This window comes from Frankia sp. CcI49, assembly GCF_001983215.1.
Taxonomy (GTDB): Bacteria; Actinomycetota; Actinomycetes; order Frankiales; family Frankiaceae; genus Parafrankia; species Parafrankia irregularis.
Genome location: NZ_MOWP01000038.1, coordinates 133,817 through 158,312 on the forward strand (window position 1 = coordinate 133,817; position 24,496 = coordinate 158,312).

General features: G+C 72.9%; 19 protein-coding genes. 11 read left to right on the forward strand and 8 right to left on the reverse strand.

The features are described 5' to 3' along the window. Positions 1-56: 56 nt before the first annotated feature. A complete protein-coding gene (locus tag CcI49_RS33205) occupies positions 57-1,661 on the reverse strand; it encodes a WS/DGAT domain-containing protein (protein WP_076833263.1) in 1,605 nt (534 codons plus the stop codon). A 1,064-nt stretch (positions 1,662-2,725) separates the two neighbouring features. Between CcI49_RS33205 and pdhA the strand changes: the two genes are divergently transcribed. From pdhA to CcI49_RS33245, 7 genes are all read left to right on the forward strand, one after another. Continuing rightward, complete coding sequence (gene pdhA / locus CcI49_RS33215) at positions 2,726-3,913, forward strand: pyruvate dehydrogenase (acetyl-transferring) E1 component subunit alpha (RefSeq protein ID WP_076833266.1); 1,188 nt, start codon at positions 2,726-2,728, stop codon at positions 3,911-3,913. Next, a complete protein-coding gene (locus tag CcI49_RS33220; protein ID WP_076833269.1) occupies positions 3,910-4,893 on the forward strand; it encodes an alpha-ketoacid dehydrogenase subunit beta in 984 nt (327 codons plus the stop codon). The genes pdhA and CcI49_RS33220 overlap by 4 nt, the downstream gene beginning before the upstream one ends. A 5-nt stretch (positions 4,894-4,898) precedes the next feature. Further along, entirely contained in the window at positions 4,899-6,461 is a 1,563-nt protein-coding gene (locus CcI49_RS33225) for a dihydrolipoamide acetyltransferase family protein (RefSeq protein WP_076833333.1), read from the forward strand. 83 nt (positions 6,462-6,544) lie between these two features. Further along, a complete protein-coding gene (gene pheA, locus CcI49_RS33230; protein ID WP_054566481.1) occupies positions 6,545-7,492 on the forward strand; it encodes a prephenate dehydratase in 948 nt (315 codons plus the stop codon). Between the two features lie 54 nt (positions 7,493-7,546). Continuing rightward, positions 7,547-8,998 (forward strand): CoA transferase, encoded by a 1,452-nt coding sequence (locus CcI49_RS33235; RefSeq protein ID WP_076833336.1) that lies wholly within the window; start codon positions 7,547-7,549, stop codon positions 8,996-8,998. Positions 8,999-9,294: 296 nt separating this feature from the next. After that, on the forward strand, positions 9,295-10,140 hold the full coding sequence (locus CcI49_RS33240; RefSeq protein ID WP_054565573.1) for a pentapeptide repeat-containing protein: 846 nt from the start codon (positions 9,295-9,297) through the stop codon (positions 10,138-10,140). Between the two features lie 147 nt (positions 10,141-10,287). Further along, complete coding sequence (locus CcI49_RS33245) at positions 10,288-10,512, forward strand: hypothetical protein (RefSeq protein WP_054566483.1); 225 nt, start codon at positions 10,288-10,290, stop codon at positions 10,510-10,512. A gap of 36 nt (positions 10,513-10,548) precedes the next feature. Here CcI49_RS33245 and clpB read toward each other — a convergent pair whose 3' ends face one another. From clpB to dnaK, 5 genes are read right to left on the reverse strand one after another with little or no spacing between them, the layout of a single operon-like run. Continuing rightward, entirely contained in the window at positions 10,549-13,191 is a 2,643-nt protein-coding gene (gene clpB, locus CcI49_RS33250; RefSeq protein WP_076833273.1) for an ATP-dependent chaperone ClpB, read from the reverse strand. Beyond that, positions 13,182-13,607: a chaperone modulator CbpM gene (locus CcI49_RS33255; RefSeq protein ID WP_076833277.1), complete on the reverse strand. Its 426-nt coding sequence runs from the start codon at positions 13,605-13,607 to the stop codon at positions 13,182-13,184. The genes clpB and CcI49_RS33255 overlap by 10 nt, the downstream gene beginning before the upstream one ends. Before the next feature lie 16 nt (positions 13,608-13,623). Beyond that, positions 13,624-14,667 (reverse strand): DnaJ C-terminal domain-containing protein, encoded by a 1,044-nt coding sequence (locus tag CcI49_RS33260; RefSeq protein ID WP_076833339.1) that lies wholly within the window; start codon positions 14,665-14,667, stop codon positions 13,624-13,626. Then, the gene (grpE, locus tag CcI49_RS33265; protein WP_076833280.1) at positions 14,664-15,341 is read right to left on the reverse strand and encodes a nucleotide exchange factor GrpE; all 678 of its coding nucleotides are present in this window, start codon (positions 15,339-15,341) and stop codon (positions 14,664-14,666) included. Before grpE ends, CcI49_RS33260 begins: the two co-directional genes overlap by 4 nt. Continuing rightward, positions 15,334-17,310 (reverse strand): molecular chaperone DnaK, encoded by a 1,977-nt coding sequence (dnaK, locus tag CcI49_RS33270; protein WP_076833283.1) that lies wholly within the window; start codon positions 17,308-17,310, stop codon positions 15,334-15,336. The genes grpE and dnaK overlap by 8 nt, the downstream gene beginning before the upstream one ends. 373 nt (positions 17,311-17,683) lie before the next feature. Between dnaK and CcI49_RS33275 the strand changes: the two genes are divergently transcribed. Together CcI49_RS33275 and CcI49_RS33280 are read left to right on the forward strand one after the other, a co-directional pair. Further along, the gene (locus tag CcI49_RS33275) at positions 17,684-18,187 is read left to right on the forward strand and encodes an Hsp20/alpha crystallin family protein (protein WP_054565578.1); all 504 of its coding nucleotides are present in this window, start codon (positions 17,684-17,686) and stop codon (positions 18,185-18,187) included. Positions 18,188-18,568: 381 nt separating this feature from the next. Further along, a complete protein-coding gene (locus tag CcI49_RS33280; protein WP_083749861.1) occupies positions 18,569-19,897 on the forward strand; it encodes an aminotransferase class I/II-fold pyridoxal phosphate-dependent enzyme in 1,329 nt (442 codons plus the stop codon). Here CcI49_RS33280 and CcI49_RS33285 read toward each other — a convergent pair. Together CcI49_RS33285 and CcI49_RS33290 are read right to left on the reverse strand one after the other, a co-directional pair. Continuing rightward, the gene (locus CcI49_RS33285) at positions 19,787-20,704 is read right to left on the reverse strand and encodes a hypothetical protein (RefSeq protein ID WP_076833286.1); all 918 of its coding nucleotides are present in this window, start codon (positions 20,702-20,704) and stop codon (positions 19,787-19,789) included. The two genes, CcI49_RS33280 and CcI49_RS33285, sit on opposite strands and share 111 nt — an antisense overlap. Before the next feature lie 10 nt (positions 20,705-20,714). Then, the gene (locus tag CcI49_RS33290; RefSeq protein WP_076833289.1) at positions 20,715-21,476 is read right to left on the reverse strand and encodes a helix-turn-helix domain-containing protein; all 762 of its coding nucleotides are present in this window, start codon (positions 21,474-21,476) and stop codon (positions 20,715-20,717) included. Between the two features lie 140 nt (positions 21,477-21,616). Between CcI49_RS33290 and CcI49_RS33295 the strand changes: the two genes are divergently transcribed. Then, positions 21,617-22,792 (forward strand): alpha/beta hydrolase fold domain-containing protein, encoded by a 1,176-nt coding sequence (locus CcI49_RS33295; protein WP_076833292.1) that lies wholly within the window; start codon positions 21,617-21,619, stop codon positions 22,790-22,792. A 142-nt stretch (positions 22,793-22,934) separates the two neighbouring features. Continuing rightward, complete coding sequence (locus CcI49_RS33300; RefSeq protein WP_054565581.1) at positions 22,935-24,296, forward strand: phosphoribosyltransferase family protein; 1,362 nt, start codon at positions 22,935-22,937, stop codon at positions 24,294-24,296. Positions 24,297-24,496 lie beyond the last annotated feature (200 nt).

A 24,496-nucleotide genomic window follows, 5' to 3' on the forward strand; every position in this document is an offset into this window, starting at 1 on the left:
CTCGGCGGGGCCGGCCGGCGGCTGCGCGGGCAGCCACCGGCCGGCTCAGGCGGCTGTCAGGCCGCGGCGGGCCGGCGGCGCCACGGCCGGAGCAGGCCGCCGGGATCGCGGGCGACCACGCCCGTCACCGCTCCCGAGACGGCACCGCTGACGGTGCCGGTCATCATCGCCGTCACCGCGGCCGCGGCGGTGGGCAGGCGCTGGGCCGGCACGCTGACCCGGGCCCGCGGGGCGCAGTCACGCAGCGCGGCGAGCTCGTCCAGCCACAGCTGCGCGAACCGGTCGTGGTTCGGCACGCTGTCGCTGGCGACGACCATGACGCCGACCCGGTCGTCGACACCGAACATCGCCACGGCCAGATGCTGGCGCCCGACCAGCAGCGGACCCATGCCGATCAGGCCGGTCATCCGCCGGCCGGCGACGGACAGCGGGCCGCGGATGGTCCGCGCGTTGGTCGCGACCAGCGCCATCTTGCTGATCTGGGTCGGGTAGCTGCCGACACTTGCGAGCATGCGCTTGCTGGCGTACCGCGCCATGGCCGGGAAGTGGGCCCGCTCGACCAGGCCGAGGCCGCCCTTCTTCATCCGCGCGGTCGCCTCGGCGGTCCGGGCGAGACGCCGGGCCGGGTCGGGCTCGCCGCAGTACAGCGGAACCCGCACCCCGGTGTTGTAGTTCGACAGGACGTCCTGCTCGGCCAGCGTGCGGATGCTCACCGGCATGAGCGCGTGGACGGGGCGTGACCCGGTCTCCCAGTCGGCCGGTGACCAGGCGCGCAGCGCGCCGGCGACCGCGGCGAGGTACACGTCGTTCACGGTCACCCCGTGCTGGCGGGCGATCGACCGCAGGGTGCTCAGCTCGGTGGTGACCCAGCTGTGCCGCGCGGGGCCGGACGGCGGGCCGCCCCAGCCGGCGAGGCGGCGGGTCGGCAGCAGGCAGCCGATGCCGCGGCTGACGAACTTCGCGTACTCGACCGGGCGGGGGCGGCGGATCGTCTCCGGCAGGCCCAGGTCGATCCGGTCGCTCTCCCCGAAGAGCAGGTACATGACGCGGTAGAGCGCCATCCCGTCCTGCTGGATGTGGCTGGAGCGGTAGACCATCGCCGTCCGGGTCGCCGCCGGGTCCGGGTCGCGAAGCAGGTAGAGCATCCACGGCGGCCGGGTCATGTCGACGGGCCGGCTGACGATGCTGTCGACGGCCGCCTGCAGCCGGGCGTCACCGAAGCCCGGGTCCCCGTCGGTGCGTGCGTCGGCGGCGGCGCCTTCCCCTGCGCCGGCACCGGCGTCGGCACCCGCGTCGGCACCGGCACCCGCGTCGGCGGGCGGCAGGTCGACGACGACGATGTGGTGGTCGAGGTCCACCCCGGGGTCGGAGACCCAGCGGGTCTCCTTCGCCGAGGATCCCCGCTCGGGCGACCAGATCGTCACGGTCTCCAGCCGGTCGGTCAGCATTCGCGCCCGCGGGTCGCGCAGCCGTTCGGCGATGTGCGCCCGCAGCTCGTCGATGCCCACCTGGGGACCGTCGAAGAACAGCAGGGCGCCGATGTCCTGGTGCTCCCCCGGATTGCGGTCGACGAACGCGAGATACGCCCGGTCGCCGGGGGTCAGCGGGCGCACGTGCGCCGGCGTGTAGTCGGTCTTCCTGAGCGCGCCGAGCAGAGCCATCAGACGCTCCCCCAGCCCGTCCGCGGGCGGTGGGTACAGGTCTGGACCGTCCGGCCCTCAGCCCTGACAAATGAGCGCAACTGTGCGCAAAACGTACCTATACCCATGAACCAATTACAACTGGTCACTAACGCGGTGAGCGTGGCTGTGTCGGACGTCTCCACGCCAGCGTTGTGACACGCACGGCAAGAGGGTTGTCGCAAGTAGCGATGAAGAAGGGTGAGCTGCGGATACGCCGCGTTCCCTCATGACAACGGTACAACCGGCCCGCGGGCACCTAGGTGGCTCGGCACCGGCGCGGCGGCGGCGAGCGGCTCAGTTCCAGTGCGCCGCGGGGCTCATTCCCAGTGCACCGCGAGGCCGTCCCGACGCCCGAACCGCTCCAGGTGCGAGCCCACGACGTCCTTCACCACGTCGAGCTCCTCGGGTTGCCCTTCGGCGGAGCCAGGCGTTCCGGGCGGGTCCGGGCCTGGGCCCCGTCACCCCGACCACCTGCCCGGATATCCGCCGGTAAAAGACCCGGCCCGACCTGGGACGGGAAGGCGACAACACCGGAGGGCACCTTCGGCAGGCACTCCCGAGACGCTGGTCACAGCCCTCCAGAAGGCGCCGCAGAGCGTGTTCATCCAGGATTCCCTCCGGCGGGGGCCCCGATTCCCGGCCGCGCCGGACGAGCCGGCGGCCACGGCGCCCGCATCGCACCGTCCTAGGCCTTTCTCCCCGCGAACAGGCCGCCCAACCACGAGCCGCCAGAGCCCTGACCAGGCATAACCCATGCCCGCGCCGGGTTCGGGACGAACCCGGCGCGGCAACGGAAATCGGTTTCAGCCGCAGCGGCGACCTTCTTTTCCGGCAGCTTCCCGAGTTCCCCGGGCTTTCTTCCGACGGCCGGCCACACCATTCTCCGGCGATTTCCGGCACGGCTCCGCCCAGGCCCCAGGGTGATTCTGAACACGATCCGCCCCCGCACCCGAGGCGGAAAATCGGTTGGCAGCGACCGACCACCGCCGCAGTTCTGGTCCGCCACCACAACCGCCTCCGCCACCAACCGCCGAAGGTGGACCTTGACGATCCTCGACGCCAACACCACCCCCGGGCTCGCCGGGCAGCCGAGCTCCCACGGCCCGCGGCGCGACGCCGCGCCGCTGCTGCCCGAGCGTGAGCCGGTCCGCGTGCTCGGAACGGAGGCGGCCGGCACGGTCGACCCCGACCTGCTGCGCGATCTGCACCGCCGCCTGGTGCTGGGGCGCCGTTTCAACCAGCAGGCCACCACGCTCGCCCGGCAGGGCAGCCTCGCGGTGTACCCGTCGTCCACCGGGCAGGAGGCGTGCCAGATCGCCGCCGCGATGGTGCTGCGCGAGACGGACTGGCTGTTCCCCACCTACCGCGACACCCTCGCGGTGATGGCCCGGGGCGTGGCGCCGATGGACGTCCTGGCGCTGATGAGAGGTCACACGCACTGCGGCTACGACCCGCGCCGGTACCGGACGGCCCCGCTGTCGACCCCGCTGGCGACCCAGGCCTGCCACGCGGTCGGGCTCGCGCACGCGGCCCGGCTGCGGGCCGCCGGCGATCCGGGCGGTGGTCACGACGTGGTGGCGCTCGCACTGATCGGCGACGGCGGGACCAGCGAAGGCGACTTCCACGAGGCGCTGACCTTCGCCGGGGTGCTCAACGCGCCCGTGGTCTTCCTCGTGCAGAACAACGGCTACGCGATCTCGGTGCCGCTGGCCCGGCAGAGCGCGGCGCCGACGCTGGCGCACAAGGCGGTCGGCTACGGCATCACCGGCCGTCTGGTCGACGGCAACGACGCGCCCGCCGTGCATGCCGTGCTCGGCGCCGCCGTCGAGCACGCGCGGTCGGGCCGGGGCCCGGTCCTCGTCGAGGCCGTCACCTACCGCCTGGACGCGCACACCAGCGCGGACGACGCGACCCGCTACCGGACGTCCGAGGAGGTCGAGGCCTGGCGCGCCCGCGACCCGCTCACGCTGCTGGAACGGCACCTGCGCGGCGCCGGCCTGCTCGACGACGCGGGCCTGGCCGCCGTGACCGCCGCCGCCGAGGAGCTGGCCGCCTCGATGCGGGCCGCGGTGGCGCGGACGGAGGAGCCCGACCCGCGCTCCCTGTTCGCCCATGTCTACGCCGAGCCGACCAGCCAGCTCCGGGAGCAGGCCGCGGCCCTGGCCACCCGGATCGCGGACGAGGCCGCGACCCCGGCGACCCCCGCGACGCACGCCGAGGCCCGGGCATGAGCGGCGCCGGCGGAACGACCATGGTGCAGGCCCTCAACACCGCGCTGCGCGACGCGCTGCGCGAGGACCCCGACGTGCACCTGCTGGGTGAGGACATCGGCGCCCTCGGCGGCGTCTTCCGGGTCACCGACGGGCTCGCCGCCGAGTTCGGGACCCAGCGCTGCCTGGACACCCCGCTGGCCGAGGCGGGCATCCTCGGCACCGCCGTGGGCATGGCCATGTACGGCCTGCGCCCGGTCGTGGAGATGCAGTTCGACGCCTTCGCGTACCCGGCGTTCGAGCAGCTCGCGTCGCATGTCGCCAAGATGCGCAACCGCACGGCGGGCCGGCTGCCGCTGCCCGTCACGATCCGGATCCCGTACGGGGGCGGCATCGGCGGGGTCGAGCACCACAGCGACTCCAGCGAGGCGTACTACGCCCACACCCCGGGCCTTCATGTCGTCACGCCCGCGACGGTCGCCGACGGCTACGGTCTGCTGCGCGCCGCGATCGCCTCCGACGACCCGGTGGTCTTCCTGGAGCCCAAGCGCCTGTACTGGTCCAGCGAGCGGTTCCCGCCGACCGCGGTGGCGCCGATCGGCCAGGCGGTGGTGCGCCGGCCCGGCACCGACGCGACCCTGCTGACCTACGGGCCGTCACTGCCGGTGTGCCTGCGGGCCGCCGAGGCCGCCAGCGCCGAGGGCCTGGAGCTCGCCGTCGTCGACCTGCGCTCGCTGGTGCCGTTCGACGACGAGACGGTCTGCGCGGCGGTGCGCGCCACCGGGCGTGCCGTGGTGGTGCACGAGTCGGTCGGGTTCGCCGGGATGGGTGCGGAGATCGCCGCCCGGGTGACCGAACGCTGCTTCCACCACCTGGCCGCCCCGGTGCTGCGGGTGACCGGGCTCGACATCCCGTACCCGGCGCCGCTGCTCGAACATCACTACCTGCCCGGCGTGGACCGGATCCTCGACGCCGTCGCCCGACTCCAATGGGAGCAGTGACCTCCGTGGCCGCGGTACGCACCTTCACCCTGCCCGATCTCGGGGAGGGACTGACCTCCGCCGAGATCGTCCGCTGGCTCGTCGCGGTCGGGGACGTGATCGTCATCGACCAACCGGTGGCCGAGGTCGAGACGGCGAAGGCCGTCGTCGAGGTCCCCTGCCCACACGGCGGTGTGATCACCTCCCTGGCCGGGCCGGCCGGGAGCCAGCTCCCGGTCGGCGCGCCCCTGGTCACCGTGGCCGTCAGCGAGGCCGTTGACGAGGCCGCCGCGGGCGAGACGCCGGCCGGCCCGCCGCAGCCTCCGGTCGCCCCGGCACAGCATCCGGCCGGCCCGGCACAGCATCCGGTCGCCCCGGCGCAGGCTTCGGTCGGCCTGGCTGCCGCGCCCGACGCCGGCGGTCCCGATTCCGGGGGCCCGGGCAGTGGCGGCCCGGGCAGTGGCGGCTCGGGCAGCGTGCTCGTCGGGTACGGCGTCCGGGACGAGCTCGGTGGCTTCGGCACCGCGGGCAGCACCGCGGCCGTGACCGGTGCGCCGCCGCCCCGGACGGGCGCCAAGGTCATCTCACCGCTGGTCCGCCGGCTCGCGCGCGACCACGCCATCGACCTGACCAGGCTCACCGGCAGCGGACCGGACGGCCTGATCCGCCGTGGGGATGTCGAAAGCGCCATCGCCGCCAGCCGGTCCGCGCAGCCGACGACATCCACGCATCCGGCGGCATCCGGCCAGCCGGCGACGTCCACCCAGCCGCCGGCCGGAGCCGGGGCCGGCACGGGCGCCGGGACGGGCGCCGGGACGGGCGCGATCACCGGGCCCGTCGGTTCCGCGGAACCGTCCGTCGTCGCCCTCAGCCCGCTGGCCCGGCACGCGGCGGAGACCTTCGTCCGCAGCCGGCGCGAGGTCGCCGACGCCACCTGCTGGGTCGATGCGGACGCGACCGCCCTGCTGGCGGCCAAGAAGGAGCTGAACGAGGGCACCGGCGCCGGAGCCGGGGCTGCGGACGGTGCTGCACCGGCGGACGGCCCCATCGGCCTGCTCGCGATCATCGCGCGGATCTGCGTCGCCGCGCTGCTGCGCTTTCCCGACCTGAACTCCCAGGTCGTCACCGATCTGGACGGGCGGGCGACCGCGGTGCGCCGCCACGGTGCCGTCCATCTGGGCTTCGCCGCGCAGACGCCGCGCGGCCTGGTCGTCCCGGTGGTCCGTGACGCGCACGCCCGCAGCACCGCCGCACTCGCCGCCGAGATCACCCGGCTGACCGCGGCGGCCCGGGCCGGCCGGCTCACCCCCGCCGACCTCGCCGGCGGCACGTTCACGCTGAACAACTACGGCGTCTTCGGCGTCGACGGTGCCACGCCGATCATCCACCACCCCGAGACCTCGATGATCGGCATCGGCCGGATCATCCCCCGGCCGTGGGTGGTGGACGGGGCGCTGGCGGTCCGCAGCGTCACACAGCTGTCGTTCACCTTCGACCATCGGGTCTGCGACGGGGCGACAGCGGGATCGTTGCTGCGGTTCGTCGCGGACGCCGTCGAGGCGCCCGCCCGCCTGCTGAGGTTCCTTTGACGACCCGCCCGGTCCTGCCGGTGTTCGACGTTCCCCGGCAGGCAGGCGACAGCCGCCGCCGGCCCCGTCCGGGAAAGGATCTTTTGCCTGCTCACCCGCAGCGATGCACCTACCTCGGGCCGGAGGGGACCTTCACCGAGGCCGCGCTGGGCACGCTGCCCGAGGCCACCACCCACGAGCTGTTCCCGTCCGCGACGGTGGCCGCCGCACTGGACGCCGTACGCGACGGCGACGCCGCGGCGGCGCTCGTGCCGATCGAGAACTCGGTGGAGGGGCCGGTGACCGCAACCCTCGACGAGCTCGCCACCGGCCAGCCGCTCACGATCCGTCGGGAGGTCCTGCTACCGATCAGCTTCGCGCTGCTGGTACGTCCGGGCACCACCCTGGACGACGTCAAGAGCGTCACCGGTCATCCGGTCGCCCAGGCGCAGGTGCGGCGCTGGCTCGCCCGGCACCTCCCGCACGCCGTGTGGGAGTCGGCGGCGTCCAACGCCGAGGGAGCCCGGCTGGTCCGGGACGGCCGCTACGACTGCGCCTTCGCCGGCGAGTTCGCCGCGCGCCGCTACGGGCTGGAGGCCCTGGTCACCGACGTCAACGACGCCGCCACCGCGACGACCCGCTTCGTCCTGCTCGGGCCGCCGGGCCGGGCCGCGGCGCCGACCGGCCGGGACAAGACCTCGGTGGTCGTGTGGCCGGAGGCCGACGGCCCCGACGCGCTGCTGGAGGTGCTGCGGGAATGGGCCGTGCGCGGGGTCAACCTGCTGCGGGTCGAGTCCCGGCCGACTGGCGAGGGCCTCGGCCGGTACTGCTTCTCCATCGACGCCGAGGGCCACATCGGCGACCGGCCGGTCAGCGAGGCCCTGATGGGCCTGCACCGCATCAGCCGCAAAATCCGCTACCTGGGATCATACGAACGCGCGGACCGGGCGGACGCGACGATGCAGGCCCGCCGGGCCGAGCGGAGGTTCGCGCTGGCGGCGGACTGGCTCGCCCGGTGCCTGCACGGTCTCGGCGACAACACGGAGCCCTGACCTGGGAGACCGCGACGGGGAACGGGGGTGGGTGGCGTGGTCGGTGGCGGCCCGATGTCCGGGGTGCGCGTGCTGGAGGTCGCCACCCATGTGTTCGGGCCGGTGGCGAGCGCGGTCCTGGCCGAATGGGGTGCCCAGGTCGTCAAGGTCGAGCATCCCGGGACGGGCGATCCCTACCGGGCCCTGACCACCGTCGGCCTGCATCCCGAGTACCGGGGAGTCGATCCCTACTTCCAGTCCGCGAACCGGGGGAAGCGGTCGGTCGGCATCGACCTGACCCACCCGCGGGGACGCGAGCTGCTCGACCGGCTCCTGGCCGGCAGCGACGTGTTCGTGACCAACCTGCGTGAGGGCGCCCGGCGCCGGCTGGGCATCGACGTCGACGACATCCGCGGGCGGCACCCGTCGATCGTCTACGTCCGGGCCAGCGCGTTCGGTGCCCGCGGGCCGGACGCGCACCGCGGCGGCTACGACGCCGGGGCGTTCTGGGCCCGCAGCGGCATGCAGCACCTGCTCGGCGCACCGGGCACGGCGGATGCGGCGGGTGCGGCGGGTGCGGCGGGTGCGGCAGGCACGGCGGACGCGCAGTGGCCGGGGCCGCCGCGGCCGGCCTTCGGGGATCTGGTCGCCGGGCTGGCACTGGCCGGCGGGGTCAGCGCCGCCCTGTACCGCCGGGCGACGACCGGGGAGGGCGCGCTCGTCGACGGATCACTGCTGGCCGCGGGCCTCTGGCAGGTTCAGCCGGACATCATCAACGCCTGGATCGACCAGGCCGAACGCTCAGCCGCGGAACCCGCCGGCGGCTCCGCGGAACCGGACGGCAGCACCGAACCGGGTGGCAGCCTGGAACCGGCTGGCAGCCTGGAACCAGGCGGCTCCGCGGAGCCTGGCGACACCGTGGATCCCGGCGGCACCGTAGATCCCGGCGGCACCGCGGAGGAACCAGACGGCACCGCGGAACCTGGCGGCTCCACCGGCGCCCGGTCCGTCCGGCGCCGGGCCTGGAATCCGCTGATGCTGCCGTACCGGACCGCCGACGGCCGCTTCGTCGCGCTGATGATGCTGTCCCCGGACCGCAACTGGCCCGCGCTCTGCGATGCCCTGGGCCGGTCCGACCTGGCCACCGACCCGCGTTTCGTGGACCTCGACGCCCGGCGCCGCAACGCCCCCGCCTGCGTCGACGAGCTCGACGCGATCTTCGCCGCACGCCCGCTGGCGGCCTGGCGGGAGGCCCTCGCCGGATTCGGGGGCGAATGGGCGGTCACCCAGCATCCGGGTGAGGTGCACGATGATCCGCAGGTGGCCGCCAACGGCTATGTCACCGAGGTCCAGACGGGCGGCGGCTTCGGGATGCCGATGGTCACGACCCCCGTGCAGTTCGACGGACGTCCAGGAAGCCCTACCCGCGCGCCCGAACACGGCGAGCACACCGAGGACGTCCTGCTCGAACTCGGGCTGACCTGGGAGGAGATCCTGCGCCTCAAGGAACATGGCGCGATCCTCTGACGGCAGCTCCCCCGTGCCCGGCGGCCCGACCCACCCAGGCTCGGGCTCGGCTCGGGCTCGGCTCGGGCTCGGCTCGGGCTCGGGCTCGGCTCGCCGGAAGAGTGAAGGATTTTGGTCGTTCCAAGAGCCAATATCCTTCGCTCTTGCCCGGCAGCAACAGCAATCCCGGCGGCAACCCTGAGCTCGCGAGTTGCTGTCGGCTCCCCAGCGACCAAGATCCCGGGCGGTGGCGGCCAGACGATCGGTTGGGCGCAACTACTCCCCTGTCAGCCACAATGTGGCTAATCTCACCGTCTATGACGCGGGACGAGCACAACGGGGCGCTTCGGCCGTACCAGGCGGTGCGGCCGTCGGAGGAGTTACCCGTCACGTCAGCGTGGTGGAGCCACCCACTCACCGGGCTCCTCGCCGCGATCCGCGCACGGCCCGCTGGTGCCGCGGTAACGGCTGGAACCCCTGGAACCACCGGAACCACCGGGGCCGGACGCTCCGAGGCGGGGGCCGGCCGTGCTGGCGCCGACCTGGCCGGCCGGACCTTCACCGGCCGGAACCTGCGCGGGGCAGACCTGCGCGGGGCCTTCCTCAGCGGCGCCGACCTGCGCGGAGCGGACCTGCGCGGGGCGTGCCTGCGCGGTGCCGATCTGCGGGACGCCGACCTGAGCAGCGCCGCGCTGTCCGGCGCGGACCTGCACGGGGCGCTGCTCGTCGGCACCTATCTCAGCCGCGCGGACCTGCGCGGCGCCGATCTGGGCCGGGTGTACCTGCGCCGGGCCGATCTGCGTGGCGCCTTTCTCGGGCGCGCCGACCTGCGGGGAGCGGATGCCGCCGAGATCGTCCTGCGCGGTGCGGTCCTGCGGGGCGCCGATGCGACGGACGCCGTCCTGGACACCGCGGACCTGCGGGGGGCGGACCTGCGTGGGCTCCGGCTGGCCGGTGCGCGCCTGCTCCGCGTCGATCTGCGCGGGGCGGACGTCCGTGACACCGACCTCGGCGAGGCTGTCCTCTGCGCCGCCCGGCTTGATCGACTGCGCTGGTCCACGACGACGACCTGGCCCCGCGACGAGTGGGCTCACCGGGTGCGCTCGGCCTCCCATCGGACCTCCCCCGACGTGTTCGAGGTCGTCGACGGCTCCGCGCGCTGACCCGCGCCGGTTCCCTTCCTCGCATGACGCTTCGGCCTTACCAGTCGAGTCCGAGACGGGTTCGTCCTACGATCTGCTGATGAGGCTGAGCCTGATGAAGCTGAACCCGCGGCGCACGACCACGGTGTGTGCTCCGAGGTCGGCCTGATGGGCCTGTTCCGGCGCCGCCCCGACGCGGCGCGTGACGACGATCCGGCCCCGACCTTCGGCGGGCGGACGCTGAGCCGGCTGTTCGGTGTCTCGTGCACCGAGTGCCGGCTCGGGCCGGCGTCGTTCACCCGGGTCGCGGCCGAAGCCTACGCCTGGGCCAACACCCACAACGAGCTGCACCACCCGGCCAGATCCTCAGCCCGGGTCGTCACGCACCGCTGACCACGGCTCACGACTCACGGACCGCTGACCACGGGCTCACCCGCCGCCGACGGCGACGGCAGCCGAGCGCGGTGCCTGGTGAGCGAGAGCCAGATGTTCGCCGGCGAGGTCGATCACGATACCCGACCCGTCCGCCACCTCGCCGGCGACCAGGGCCCGACCGATGCGGGTCTCGACCTCCCGCTGGATGAAGCGGCGCAGCGGCCGGGCGCCGAACACCGGGTCGAAACCCTCCCGGGCGATGAACTCCCGGGCCTCGTCGGTGATCTCCAGTGTGATCCGACGCTCGGCCAGGCGGACGCGCAGGTCCGCGAGGAGCAGGGTGACGATCCGCTCGATCTCGACCAGGGTCAGCGGCTTGAACAGCACGGTCTCGTCGAGCCGGTTGAGGAACTCCGGCCGGAACCGCTCCCGCAGCTCGGCCGTCACCCGGGAACGGGCCTCCTCGTCGATGTCGCCGTCCGGCCCCACCCCGTCGAGCAGCCACTGCGAGCCGATGTTCGAGGTCATGATGATGACGGTGTCGGAGAAGGAGACCGTGCGGCCGCGGCCGTCGGTGAGCCGGCCGTCGTCGAGGACCTGCAGCAGCGTGTTGAAGACGTCGGCGTGCGCCTTCTCGATCTCGTCGAGCAGAACGACGCTGTACGGCTTGCGGCGCACGGCCTCGGTGAGCTGGCCGCCCTCCTCGTGGCCCACGTAGCCGGGCGGCGACCCGATGAGCCGGCTGACGGTGTGGCGCTCCTGGTACTCGCTCATGTCGATGCGGATCATCGCGTCCTCGGAGTCGAACAGCGCCTCGCACAGCGCGCGGGCGAGCTCGGTCTTCCCGACGCCCGTCGGGCCGAGGAACAGGAACGATCCGACCGGGCGCCGCTGGTCGCGGATGCCGGCCCGGGCCCGGATGACCGCGTCGGCGACCAGCCCGACGGCCTCGTCCTGGCCGACCACCCGCTCGTGCAGGATGTCGTCCAGGCGCAGCAGCTTTTCCCGTTCGCTCTCGACGAGGCGGGTGACGGGGATGCCCGTCCAGCGGGACACGATGTCGGCGATCTCGTCCTCGGTGACCTGCTCGCGCAGCAGCGGCTGGCCCTGCTGGCGCCCGCCGAGCCGGTCCTCCTCGGCGGCGAGGCGCCGGCGCAGGTCGGGCAGCTTCCCGTGGCGCAGCTCGGCGGCGGTGTTCAGGTCGTAGGCACGTTCGGCCTCCTCGGCGCGCCGGCGTACCTGCTCGACCTCCTCGCGCAGGTCCCGCACCCGGCGGATCGCCTGGCGCTCGGACTCCCACCGGGCCCGCATGGCGTCCGCCTCGGCCCGCAGGTCGGTGAGCTCCTTGCGGAGCTGGTCGAGCCGGGCGACGCTGGCCGGGTCGTCCTCCTTGGCCAGCGCCGCCTCCTCGATCTCCAGCCGGGTGACCCGTCTGGTGGTCTCATCGAGGGCGGCGGGCATGGAGTCGATGTCGGTGCGCAGCATGGCGCAGGCCTCGTCGACGAGATCGATCGCCTTGTCGGGCAGGAACCGGTCGCTGATGTGGCGATGCGACAGCACCGCCGCCGCCACCAGGGCGCCGTCCTGGATGCGCACCCCGTGGAAGATCTCGAACCGTTCCCGCAGCCCGCGCAGGATCGAGATCGAGTCGGCGACGGACGGCTCGTCGACCGCCACCGGCTGGAACCGGCGCTCGAACGCGGCGTCGGACTCGATGTGCCGGCGGTACTCCTCCACCGTCGTCGCGCCGATCAGGTGCAGCTCGCCGCGGGCCAGCATCGGCTTGAGCATGTTCCCGGCGTCCATCGCGCCTTCGGCCGCACCGGCACCGACGACCGTGTGCAGCTCGTCGACGAACAGCAGGATCCGGCCCTGCGCGGCCTTGACCTCGGCCAGCACCGCGGTGAGCCGCTCCTCGAACTCCCCGCGGTACTTCGCCCCGGCGATCAACGCCGCCAGGTCCAGCCGGAACACGATCCGGTCGCGCAGCCCCTCGGGGACGTCCCCGTGGTGGATGCGCTGGGCGAGGCCCTCGACGATCGCCGTCTTGCCCACCCCCGGGTCACCCAGCAGCACCGGGTTGTTCTTCGTCTTCCGGGAGAGGATCTGGATCACCCGGCGGATCTCGGCGTCCCGCCCGATGACCGGGTCCAGGCGGCCTTCGGCCGCGGCGGCGACGAGGTCCTGGCCGTACTTCTCCAGCGCCTCGTAGGTCGCCTCCGGGTTCGGCGAGGTCACCCGCTGGTTCCCACGGATCCCGGTGAGGGCGGCGAGCAGCTTCTCCCTGGTCACACCGCTGCCGGTCAGCAGACGCCCGGCCGCGGTCGTCGGGCCCTCCTCGGCGAGGGCGAGCGCGAGATGCTCCACCGAGACGTAGTCGTCACGCAGCCGCGCCGCCTCGCGGGCGGCGGTGTCCAGCAGGCGGGCCATCCGCTGGGTCACGTACACCTCGCCCGGGCGCGCGCCCGGCCCGGACACCCGCGGCCGCCGGTCCAGCTCGGCCGTGACCGCCTCCGCCAGCGCGGCCGGGTCGGCACCGACATCCGCCACCAGCCGCCGGACGAGGCCTTCGGACGGTTCGAGCAGCGCGGCGAGCAGATGCTCGCCGTCGACCTCGGCGTTGCCCTGGCGGACGGCGCGGGCCTGGGCCTCGTCCAGCGCCTCGCGGGACTTCTCGGTCAGCCGGTTCATGTCCATCGATGCAGCACCTCGCCTCGGGCGGGTCGGTCGGCTCGCAGCAGCCGTTCCAGATCGTCGATGCGGTCGAGCAGGTCGAGCACGACCCCGGACGCCGTGTAGGTGATCCCGAGATCGCGCCGCAGCCGTTCGATGCGCCCGGCGCGGGCCACCGCCCGCGCTTCCAGGACGTACCGGCCACCCGGGTCGGTCTCGGCGTCGAGCAGGCCCAGCGCGACCAGCCTGCGGACCAGGTCGGGATGCAGGTGGGTCACGGCGCAGAACGCGTCGAGCTCGAGGCGGTCGGGGCCGCCGGGACGGTCCGCGCCGCCAGGGCGGTCGGRGCCACCGGGTCTGTCGGGGCCACCGGGTCTGTCGGGGCCGCTGCCCGCGGGACGGTCGCCCCGCGGCTGGACCCGGACGAGCAGCGCGCTCATGCCGCCTCCCTCACCGTCATGCCGCCTCCCTGGGGTTGAAGGAGGAATCCCGGGCGAGCTCGCGGAACAGCTCCGTCTCACGTTCCGTCGGGCTGGCCGGGACCATGATCCGAACCTGCGCGTAGAGGTCACCGCCGCTCGGTTGTTTCCGTCCGGGCAGGCCCCGGCCTCGCAGGCGCAGCCGGCGGCCGCTGGAGGTGCCCGCCGGCACGGCGAGGCTCACCCGCTCGCCGTCCGGCGTGCCCAGGCTGACCGTGGTCCCCAGTGCGGCCTCCCACGGCGTCAGCGGCAGTTCGGTGTGGACGTCTCGCCCCTCGACCCGGAACCGCGGGTCGGGCAGCAGCCGCACCACCAGGTACAGGTCGCCGGCGCTCCCGCCGCCCCGGCCGCGCCCGCCCTGGCCGGCGAGCCGCAGCCGCTGGCCGTCGCGGATGCCCGCGGGGATCGTCACCTCGATCTCCCGCGGGCCGTCGGCGCCCGGTAGCGTCACCCGGCGCCGCCCGCCGTGGTACGCCTCGCTCAGGGTGGCCTGGATCTCCGCCTCCTGGTCGGCACCAGGCACCGGGCCGGCACCGCCCCGCCGGCGGGAGAAGGCGTGCGCGCCCATGCCGAACAGGTCGCCGATGTCGAACCCCTCGAACCCCTCGAAGCCGCCGCCGAATCCTCCGTCGAAGCCGCGAAAGCCCTCGGCGTCCTCGAAACCGAACCGCTGGCCGGCTCCCCCACCGGCTCCACCGGCCCCGGCCCGACCGCCTCGGCGGGCGCCGGCCCGCGCCCCTGCCGCCCAGTGCTCCGCCCCTTCGGGGACGCGGCGGAAGTCGGCGCCGAACCGGTCGTAGCGGGCCCGGGCACCCGGGTCGGAGAGCACGTCGTACGCCTCGGACAGATCCTTGAACCGTTCCTCGGCCGACGGATCGGAGTTGATGTCCGGGTGGTACTTCCGGGCGAGCTTGCGGTACGCCCGCTGGATCGCGTCCGCGTCGGCGTCCCTGGGAACGCCGAGGACCTCGTAGAAGTCCTGGCCGGTCGCCCCGGTCGCCCCGGTCGCGCCGCCGCTCACGGCGACGTCCCCGGCGGCGTCCAGGCCGGTCGCCCCGCCGGCCTCGGCCCGTCCGGCCGCGGCGATTCCGGCCGCGGTGCTTCCGGCCGCGGTGCTTCCGGCCGACGGCCCACCGTCCATGGCGTCTGAAGCGCACGTGGCGCCTGCGCTGTCTGTGGCGCCTGCGCTGTCTGCGGCGTCCCCGTGTGCGGGCCGGCGCTCACCGCGACCGACGCGGGCCGCAGCACCCGGCCGTCCGCGGCGAACCCGGAACGCAGGACGTCCATCACGGTGCCGGCGGGTGGCGGGTCCGGTGTGGCCGAGACGTCGACCACCGCGCCCGCCTCGTGCCGATTCGGGTCGAACGGGCCGTGCTCGTCGTCCAGCCGGACGACACCGCAGCGGCGCAGCGCCTCCAGCGCGAGCTGGCGCACCCCGCGCACCCCGTCGAGCAGCGAGCCGGGGTCAGCGGACGCGTGCGACAGTGCCAGCTCAAGGTGATCGAGCACGGGCAGCCAGGCGAGCACGACCCGGTCCCGCTCGGCGGTCCGGGCCGCCGCCAGCTCCCGGCCGGTGCGGCGGCGGAAGTTGTCGAAGTCGGCCAGCGTCCGCAGCTGTCGGTCCCGGCATTCCTCCAGCTCGACCGCCAGTTCCGGCGCCGCCGGCGCCTTCTCGGGACGCCCGTTCTCAGTCATCGCCGCGGGTGGTGAACTCGGCGTCGATCACATCGTCACCTGCCGCGCCGCCCCGTCCAGCACCAGCCCCGCCAGACCCGCCAGCCTCACCGGGCCCGCCGGCTCCGGCTCCAGTTCCCGCTCCCGTTCCCGTTCCCGCGGAGCGACCGCCGCTCGGCGCCGACGCCGTCTCCCGCGCCGCCGCCGACGGCAGGCCGTAGAGCACCTGCTGAAGATCGTTCACCAGCGGGCGGACCCGGTCGAGATCGGCCCGCTCCTCCAGCGCCCGGCGGGCATCGGTGATCAGCTGATCGGCACGGGCCCGCTCGTGCACCGGCACCTCGTCGCCGAGTTCCGTCAGCCGACGTTCCACCTGGTAGACGATCGTGTCGAGCTGGTTGCGGGCGTCGGCGTTCTCGCGCAGCGCCGCGTCCTCCGCACGGTTGCGCTCGGCGTCGGCGACCATCCGGTCAATGTCCTCCGACGGCAGGTTCGTGTTCTCGGAAATGGTGATCTGCTGTTCCGCGCCGGTGTCGGCGTCTTTCGCGGTGACCTTCAGAATGCCGTTGGCATCGATGTCATAGGTGACGTCCACACGGGCCTCGCCGCGGGCCGCCGGGCGTATTCCCTCCAGCCGGAAACGGCCCAGCGTCCGATTGTCCGCGGCCATCTCACGCTCGCCCTGCAACACCACGATGTCGACGGCCGACTGGTTGTCCTCGGCTGTCGAGAACGTCTCCGTGCGCCGGGCGGGAATCGTGGTGTTGCGCTCTATCACCCTGGTGCTCACACCACCGAGCGTCTCCACTCCGAGCGAGAGCGGGGTGACGTCGAGCAGCAGCACGTCGGACACCTCGCCCTTGAGCACCGCGGCCTGCACGGCGGCACCGACGGCGACGACCTCGTCCGGATTGACGGTCATGTTCGGGTCCTTGCCGGCCGTGAACCGGCGCACCGCGGCCTGCACCGCCGGCATTCTGGTCGCACCGCCGACCAGAATGACCTCGTCGATGTCCTGCTCCGCGGTCTTCGCGTCCTTCATCGCCTGGCGCAGCGCGGGTGTGCACCGCTCCAGCAGGTCGGACGTGCTCGCCTCGAACTGCGCCCGGGTGAGCGTCGTGCTCAGGTGCTGGGGACCGTTCGCGTCGGCCGTGATGAAAGGCAGACTGACCTGCGTCTGGGTGACCGACGAAAGCTCGATCTTGGCTTTCTCCGCCGCCTCGAACAGCCGCTGCAGCGCCTGCGGATCCTTACGCAGATCGATACCGGACGTCTTCGCGAAGTCGTCCGCGAGGACGTCCACCAGGCGGCGGTCCCAGTCGTTGCCGCCCAGGTGGGTGTCACCCGCCGTCGCCCGCACCTCGACGATGCCGTCACCCACGTCGAGAACCGAGACGTCGAACGTGCCGCCGCCGAGGTCGAACACCAGGACGGTCTCATGTGACCGTTTCTCCAGCCCGTAGGCGAGCGCCGCCGCAGTCGGCTCGTTGATGATCCGCAGGACCTCCAGGCCGGCGATCCGGCCGGCGTCCTTGGTGGCCTGTCGCTGCGCGTCGTTGAAATAGGCCGGTACGGTGATCACCGCTTCAGTGACCCGCTCCCCCAGGAACCGGCCGGCGTCGTCCACCAGCTTGCGCAGCACCATCGCCGAGATCTCCTCGGGCGCGTACCGGCGCCCGCGCACCGCGATCCGGACGGCGTCGTCCTTTCCCGGCTCCAGATCGAAGGTGACGGTCTTGAGCTCACTGGCCACCTCGCTGTAACGGCGGCCGATGAACCGCTTCACCGAGGTGATCGTGCCCTTCGGGTTGAGGATCGCCTGCCGGCGCGCCAGCTCACCCACCAGCCGCTCGCCGCTCTCCGTGAAGGCGACCACCGACGGTGTCGTGCGCGAGCCCTCGGAGTTGGGAACGACGGTCGGCTGACCGCCCTCGACGACCGCGATAACCGAGTTGGTCGTCCCCAGGTCTATTCCAACAGCCTTTCCCACAATGTCCTCCCGCTGGGGGATCGTCCTGCGCAGCGTTGCCACCGAAAACGGGCGGTTGCCGTCGAAAGCCGTCACGGGCGCGCACCTGGCTCGCGGGTTTTCCAGCACCCGTGGGAGAACCACGATCACCGGCCGCCGTCGTCTGTGTCACCGGACCCGCCGATGCTGTCTCACCGGACCGATGGCGCCTGACTGTGCGATACCACTGGTTGCCGCCCCAAAACTCGGCGAGCGTTCGGTGGGCCGTAGCGGCTCCTGCCGTACCCGATCAGGCCGATCAGGCCGCCTGCGCCCGCCCGAGTTGCCGGTCGGACGGCGCGGACAGACCATCGCCAGGTAGCCGACCGAGGGCATCGAGGGAGGTACCACGATCATGTCTCATCCTGTGCGCGCCGGGGGCGACCGACCGCTCCCGACCGTCCGCTGGGACCCGTTCCGCGAGATCGAGGACGCCTGGAGCCGAATGGGCAGCCTGCTCGGTGACGTCGTCGGAGGCGAACGCCGGCCCTACGGCGTCCTGGCCGGCCGGACGCCCGGCCTGGACATCGAGGAGACCGACGACGCCTTCATCGTGGAGCTGGAGCTGCCCGGTGTCCGGTCCGAGGATCTGTCGATCGACCTGCGGGACAACGAGCTGACGGTGAGTGGCGAGGTCAGGGAACGGGAAGCCCGCGGAACCCTACGCCGCCAGGGCCGGCGCACCGGTCGTTTCGAGCACGCGATCGCCGTCCCCGGCGAGGTCAACCCGGATACGACAACCGCCAGCCTCGACTGCGGCGTCCTGACACTGCGCCTGCCGAAGGCCCACCGCAGCCAGCCCCGCCACATCAGCGTCTCCGAGCCGACGTCCACGGAGACGTCCACGGAAACGACGTGACGTTCCCGGGAGCGGGGCATCCAGATCGGGGTCAGGCTTCGCCGGGCGTCGAAGCGGACACCTCGGCGAGCAACGCCCTGGCGTTCCGCGTCGAAGGGTGATCGGGCCCGAGCACCCGCTCCCGATCAGCGACAACACCCTCGTACAGCGCAACCGCGCGGTACCGCGTCATCCCGCAAAAGCTGCGAGACCGCTGTCCAGGACACCAGGGAGGACGGCGCACCCCACGGGAGCGCCGCCGCCGGAAAGCCGGTGTCGACGAGCAGCACACGCGCTTACGCGGGATCAAGAAGCGGTCGGAGAGGGCTCGGATCTGTGGGCCCGACCGGCCTTGTTCCACCCCGCTGAACCGCTTCCGGTGCGGGTGATAAGTACCTGTTCGTGGCATTATTCGTCCGTCACCGCATCGACGCGACCATGGCTGACGTCCTGGCCGCCCTGCTCGCCGTGGCCATCGGGGCTACCGGGGCTTGGTCCCGCACCCGCCGCCGGTCGGCGGACGTCTCCGGATCCCGGCTCACCACCGRTGCCAGCACCGGAGCCGCCAGGTGGGGACAGCTCGAGGAAGGCCTGTTGTGCCTGTCGGTGCGGTCCGCCTTCCACCTGCTGCTTAGCGCCGCCGAGGTTCCCCCCGGAAGCGAGGTCGCGATCTCCGCGGTGACCCACCCGGACATGGTGCGGCTCATCGAGCTGCACGGACTGCGGGTCGTCCCGGTGGACATCGACCCCAACACCCTCGCCGTTGACGAGCGGGCGCTGGACGCGGCCATCACCGAGCAGACCCGGGTCCTGGTCGTCACGCACCTCTTCGGCGCTCGGTCATCGTTGGACGCCGCCGCGCGGGCAGCGCGCGACCACGGTCTTCTCCTCGTTGAGGACTGTGCGCAGTCCCTCCAGGGACCGGACGACCGGGGTGATCCGCGGGCCGACGTGTCGCTGTTCAGCTTCGGGCTGCTCAAGACCGCGACCGCGATGGGCGGGGCGGTCGCCTGGGTACGCCCGCCCGGGCTCGCCGCCGCCATGCGGGCCCGGCAGGACGGATGGCCCGAACAGTCCCGGCGCTCCTACGCATCGAAGGTGCTCACCTGCCTGGTGGCGCTCGTCGCGTCCCATCCGGTGCCGTACGGGCTCCTGTTCGGTGGGGGGCGGCTGGACCCGACCGCTCTGGTGCGTTCCCGGGTGCCGCGGGACGAACCCGGCTTCACCCGGTGGCTGCGGCGCAGGCCCTGCGACGCGCTGGCCCGGACCGTCGCCCGGCGGCTGGCCCGGTTCCCCTCGCACCGGCTGCGCCGCCGCACCGAGGCCGGCGAGGCATTCGCCGCCGCGCTCGGCCCGGGGGTGCTTCGCCCGGGTGCCGCCGCGCCGCAGCACACCCACTGGGTCTTCCCCGTCACCGTTGACGACCCGGATCGCGTGGTCCGTGAGCTGCGCGCCGCCGGCATCGACGCGACCCCCGCCACCAGTCAGATCGCCGCGGTCGAACCCGCGCCGCCGGGCGCCGCCCAGGTGCTCGCCGGCCTGGTCTTCCTCCCGGCCTACCCCGGACTGCCCGCGGCGCGGCGGGACCTGATGGCTGCCGCTGTCGCCACCGGCGTGGCGTCAGGGGTGCGCGGCGGCGAGGGCCTGGTGCGGGATGCGGTCGTGGGCGGCGAGGGTGACGATCGCGCGCACCGTCACGATGCCGCGCCATTCCACCGTCTGCGCCGGTGACCATCCGAGCCAGCCGAATGTCCACCCGCCGTCCGTGCGCTGCCCCTGTTCGAGCTGGTCCAGCCCTGCACCGATCTGCTCGTCGCTGAACAGGGCCCGGCTGCGCAGCCCTGGCCGCGGGGACAGGTCCAGCGCGGTCAGCCGCTCGCCCTCGATGCCGCCGGGCACCGGAACCGAGCCGTCGGCTCCGATATGGGGCCGCAGTGCCTCGATCGATCGCCTGGCGCGTTCCGCGTCGGGTGCCCGGTCGAGAAAGTCCAGCGCGAACTTCAGCACGTAGCCGCCGAGCGACTCCGGATCCGCCAGGGCCGCCCAGCACCATTCGGTAGCACGCTCCAGCCACACCCGCGTGGCATCGGCGGCGCGTGCGCGCGGCTCGACACCGGAGAGCAGCTGCCCCAGAGCACCCGCGAACGCGAACGTGAGCTGGGATCCTCCTTCGCTGGGCACCATCCACGGCGCGTGCGGATGGGCCGCCGCACCGGGCAACACGAAGGGCACACCGCCATCCGGAAGGGCGATCGCCGCCACCCAGGCAGCGGCGCCGGCCACCATCGGATCGGCCGGCGCGCCCGCGGCTGCGAGCACCTCGATCGCCTGCAGGGCCGCGGTCGGCTCGCTGCCCGGGGTCCGGACGTCGGGTTCGAGGGCGTGCCCGAAGCCGCCGTCCGCGTTGCGGTAGGCACGCAGCGCGTCCAGCACCGGCGCCGCCGGCGCGCCGTGCAGGAGCCGGGCCAGTATGTGCCGCTCCAGCAGGCGGCCGTTGGCCAGCACGAACTGCTCGGCGGATGCGATGTCGACAGGCATGCGGGTGACGTTAGGCCGCGGTCACGGTGGCGTCTTCCAGAAATCGGACGGCCGTGGTCCCGGTCAGGCGGCGGACCTCGTCGTTCATGTGCGACTGGCTCGCATAGCCGGCGGCGACGGCGACGGATGCCAAGGAGAAGGAGAACGAGTCTGGCCCCTGGGTGAGTGTCACCAGCCGTCTCAGCCGCGCGACCCGGGCGAACATCTTGGGGCCGTATCCGACCGCACCCAGCATTCTGCGGTGAAGCTGACGCTCGCCGACCCCGAGTTCCGCCGCGACGACCGAGACCCGCGCACCCGGATGCGTAAGGTGGCGCACCGCGGCCCGGACCAGCGGGTCTGGGCGGGCCGTGGCCCGGCGGGTCACCACGTCGACCAGCAGCTCCAACCTGCGCGCCGGGGCAGCCTCGGCCAGCCGGCCCCGAAGCTCGGCCGTGCTGTCGCCCGCGTTCCGGGACGCCTGACCACCCCAGAGAAGATCCACATCGATCTGGAGATCACGTACATCGCACGCGGGGGCACCGAGCACCACACCTGCTGCGCCAGGACGCAGCCGGACGCCGGAGGACAACGCCCCCGCAGGCAGCGCCACGTCGCGGAAACGGGTGTCGGGCCCCGCCACCACCAGCTCACGCCCGGCGAGCCAGATCAGATCGACGCATCCGTCCGGCACCACCCGCTGGACGTGGTCACCGGCCGGCTCCTGCTCCCACATGCAGGCCACCACCGGCGCCACGGCACCGGGTGGCTGATATTCGCGGTACACCGACATCACCTCACGGCATGCAATCACACGTCACACCCGAAGCCAGACGCCTGGAATCTCGGTATCGGCAATGCCGACCCACATAGGACCGGTTCCAGCCGAGTATGGTCCCTTCATTCTCCGGCCCAGCTTCGAGGAGACCACGGATGAACGCACGCCGGATTCTCTCCGCCATGACCGGTCTCGCCCTGGCCGGCGGGCTGGCCGCCTGCGGCTCCTCGACTGACAGCCAACCGGACTCCGCGCGCACCGCGGGGATGGCGGACTCCCGGGCCGCCGCGCCGACTCCCCGGCCAGCGCCACTGGAAATCTCGTTCACCGGCCCTTCGTTCGACACCGGCACCGCCAGCGACGTCCGGTTCGCCACCGACGTCTCCTGCGGAGCGGACCGGCTCAACGCCTTCGACATCGCGCTTCCGGCATCCGCGCGGACATCCGCGACCGCGTCGGCGTCCACGTCGGCCCCTGCCCCTGCCCCTGCCTCTGCTGGCGCTGCGTCCGCTGTGCCGCTCGTCATCTACCTGCACGGAGGCGGGTTCATCAACGGGGACAAGTCCGCTTTCTGGACGAACGGGTTCGACGACCCCGCAGCCACCGGTTCGACCCCGGCGCGGCTGCTGTCCGCCGGGACGGCGGTCGCCAGCATGAACTACCGGCTTCTCGGAGCCGAGGACGACGAGGGTGTCATCAAACCGATGACCGACGTGGCGCGCTGCCTGCAGTACATCCGCTACCACGCGGACTCGTTCGGCATCGATCCGAACCGGATCGCCCTCCTCGGTAACTCGGCGGGTGCTGGCACCGCGCTGTGGCTCGGCTTCCACGACGACCTCGCGGACCCGGACTCCACCGACCCCGTCGCCCGGATGTCGACCCGCCCACAGGCCGTCGCGGTGAACCAGACCCAGGCCACCTACGACATCGTGCGGTGGGGTGACGACGTCTTCGCCGACTACGCCGATCAGCTCAAACCAGGTCTCATGAAGCTCATCGAAGCCGTCCCCGAGGGCAGGCGCATGCTCGCCTTCTACGGGATCAAGCAGTTCGGCGACGTCACCCGGCCGGACATCGTCACCTATCGGCACAACGTCGACATGCTCGGCCTGATGGACGCCTCGGACGTCCCCTTCTGGGCGGCGAACACCAGAACGCCGGAGGCTCTGCCGCTGGGTGCCGACGTCATGTTCCACCACCCCTGGCACGCCCGTGCGCTCTCCGAACGCGCCGAGCAGGTGGGCCTCGACGCGACCGCCACCTGGGGAGAGGGCAGGACCCCGCCGATCTCCGCGGTCGACTACATCCTCCGCGCGCTGAACCGCTGAACCGCTGAGCCAGCTGAGCGCCCGAGCCGAGCCGCCTGTCAGCCCAGTGCCGCTCCGACGTTCCGACGCCAGACAGCGGGGCAGGAAGAAATGGGGGTTTGCGCGGCGCAGGAGCGGACAGCGGGTGGAAGGGAGGGGCGAGATGCTCTTCCAGAATCGCGAACATGCGGGGCAGGAGCTCGGCCGACGACTGGCGTATCTCCGCGGCCAGCAGGTGGTGGTCGTCGGTCTTCCGCGAGGAGGTGTCGTCGTCGCCTACGAGGTCGCCCGGGCGCTCGGCGCACCGCTGGACGTCATCGTCGTCCGCAAGCTCGGTGTACCGGTGCAGCCGGAACTGGCGATGGGCGCCATCGCCGAGGGAGGCGTGCTGGTCGTCAACGACGAGACCCGGCTGCTGACCAGCATCACCCCGGCCGATCTCCACGCGGTGGAAGCCCGCGAACGGGTGGAGCTGGACCGCCGGATCCGACGCTTCCGCGGATCGCAGCCCCGGGCGCCGTTGGCCGGCCGCACCGTGGTCGTGGTTGACGACGGGATCGCGACCGGCGCGACCGCTGCCGCTGCCTGCCAGGCGGTCCGGGCTGCCGGCGCCACCCGGGTTGTCCTCGCCGCCCCCGTCGGTCCGCCGGAACGGATCGCGTGGCTGCACCAGTTCGCCGAGGAGGTGGTCTGCCTGGCCACCCCGGACGAGTTCTTCGCCATCGGCGCCTTCTACGTCGACTTCACCCAGACCGCGGATGAAGAGGTCACCGACCTGCTGCATCGGGCCGCCCTCATCGCCGCCCCGGCGGCCGGTCACACCGTGCATGCCAACGGGACCGCAGGCACCGCGAGGACCGGTGGCGCATCGCCGGCGCATGCCGTCGAGGTCCGAATTCCAACAGACACGACAAAACTGAGTGGCGATCTCACCGTTCCCGACCATCCGCACGGTCTGGTCGTGTTCGCCCACGGGAGCGGCAGCAGCCGCCAAAGCCCACGCAACCGGTACGTCTCCGACGTCCTGGTCGACGCCGGCCTGGCCACTCTGCTGTTCGACCTGCTCACGCCCGAGGAGGAACTCGACCGGGAGAACGTGTTCGACATCGACACCCTCGCCCGCCGCCTGATCCGCGTCACCCGCTGGCTGCGTGAGGAGCCCGATATCGCCTACCTTCCCGTCGGATACTTCGGTGCGAGTACCGGCGCCGCGGCGGCTCTGTGGGCGGCAGCCGAGTTCGGCCCGCCAGTCACCGCTGTCGTCTCCCGCGGCGGGCGACCAGACCTGGCTGCATCCCGGCTGGCTCGGGTGTCCGCCCCCACACTGCTGATCGTGGGTGAGCGCGACGAGCTCGTGCTCGACCTCAACCGGGAAGCGCAGAGTCAGCTGCGGTGTGAGAGCCGCCTCGCGGTGGTACCTGCTGCCACCCACCTGTTCACGCAGCCGGGCGCCCTGGAGGCGGTGGCGGTGCTGGCCCGTGACTGGTTCGTCCACCATCTGGCCCTGGTCGGACATTCCAGCTAGCGGACCTGCCGAAACGAGTAGGCGGCCCGGCACCACCCGCACGCGCAGGCCACTCACCACGGTTGATCGTTTTCGGTGGTGGTGCCGTGGTCGATGGTGGTGTTCTCCCCGTCGAGATACGAATGCGGCCGCACCTCATAACGGCGGCCGGTCGGACTCGTCCACCGGAACACCCCCGGCCGAGGCTGGACCACCCGCCA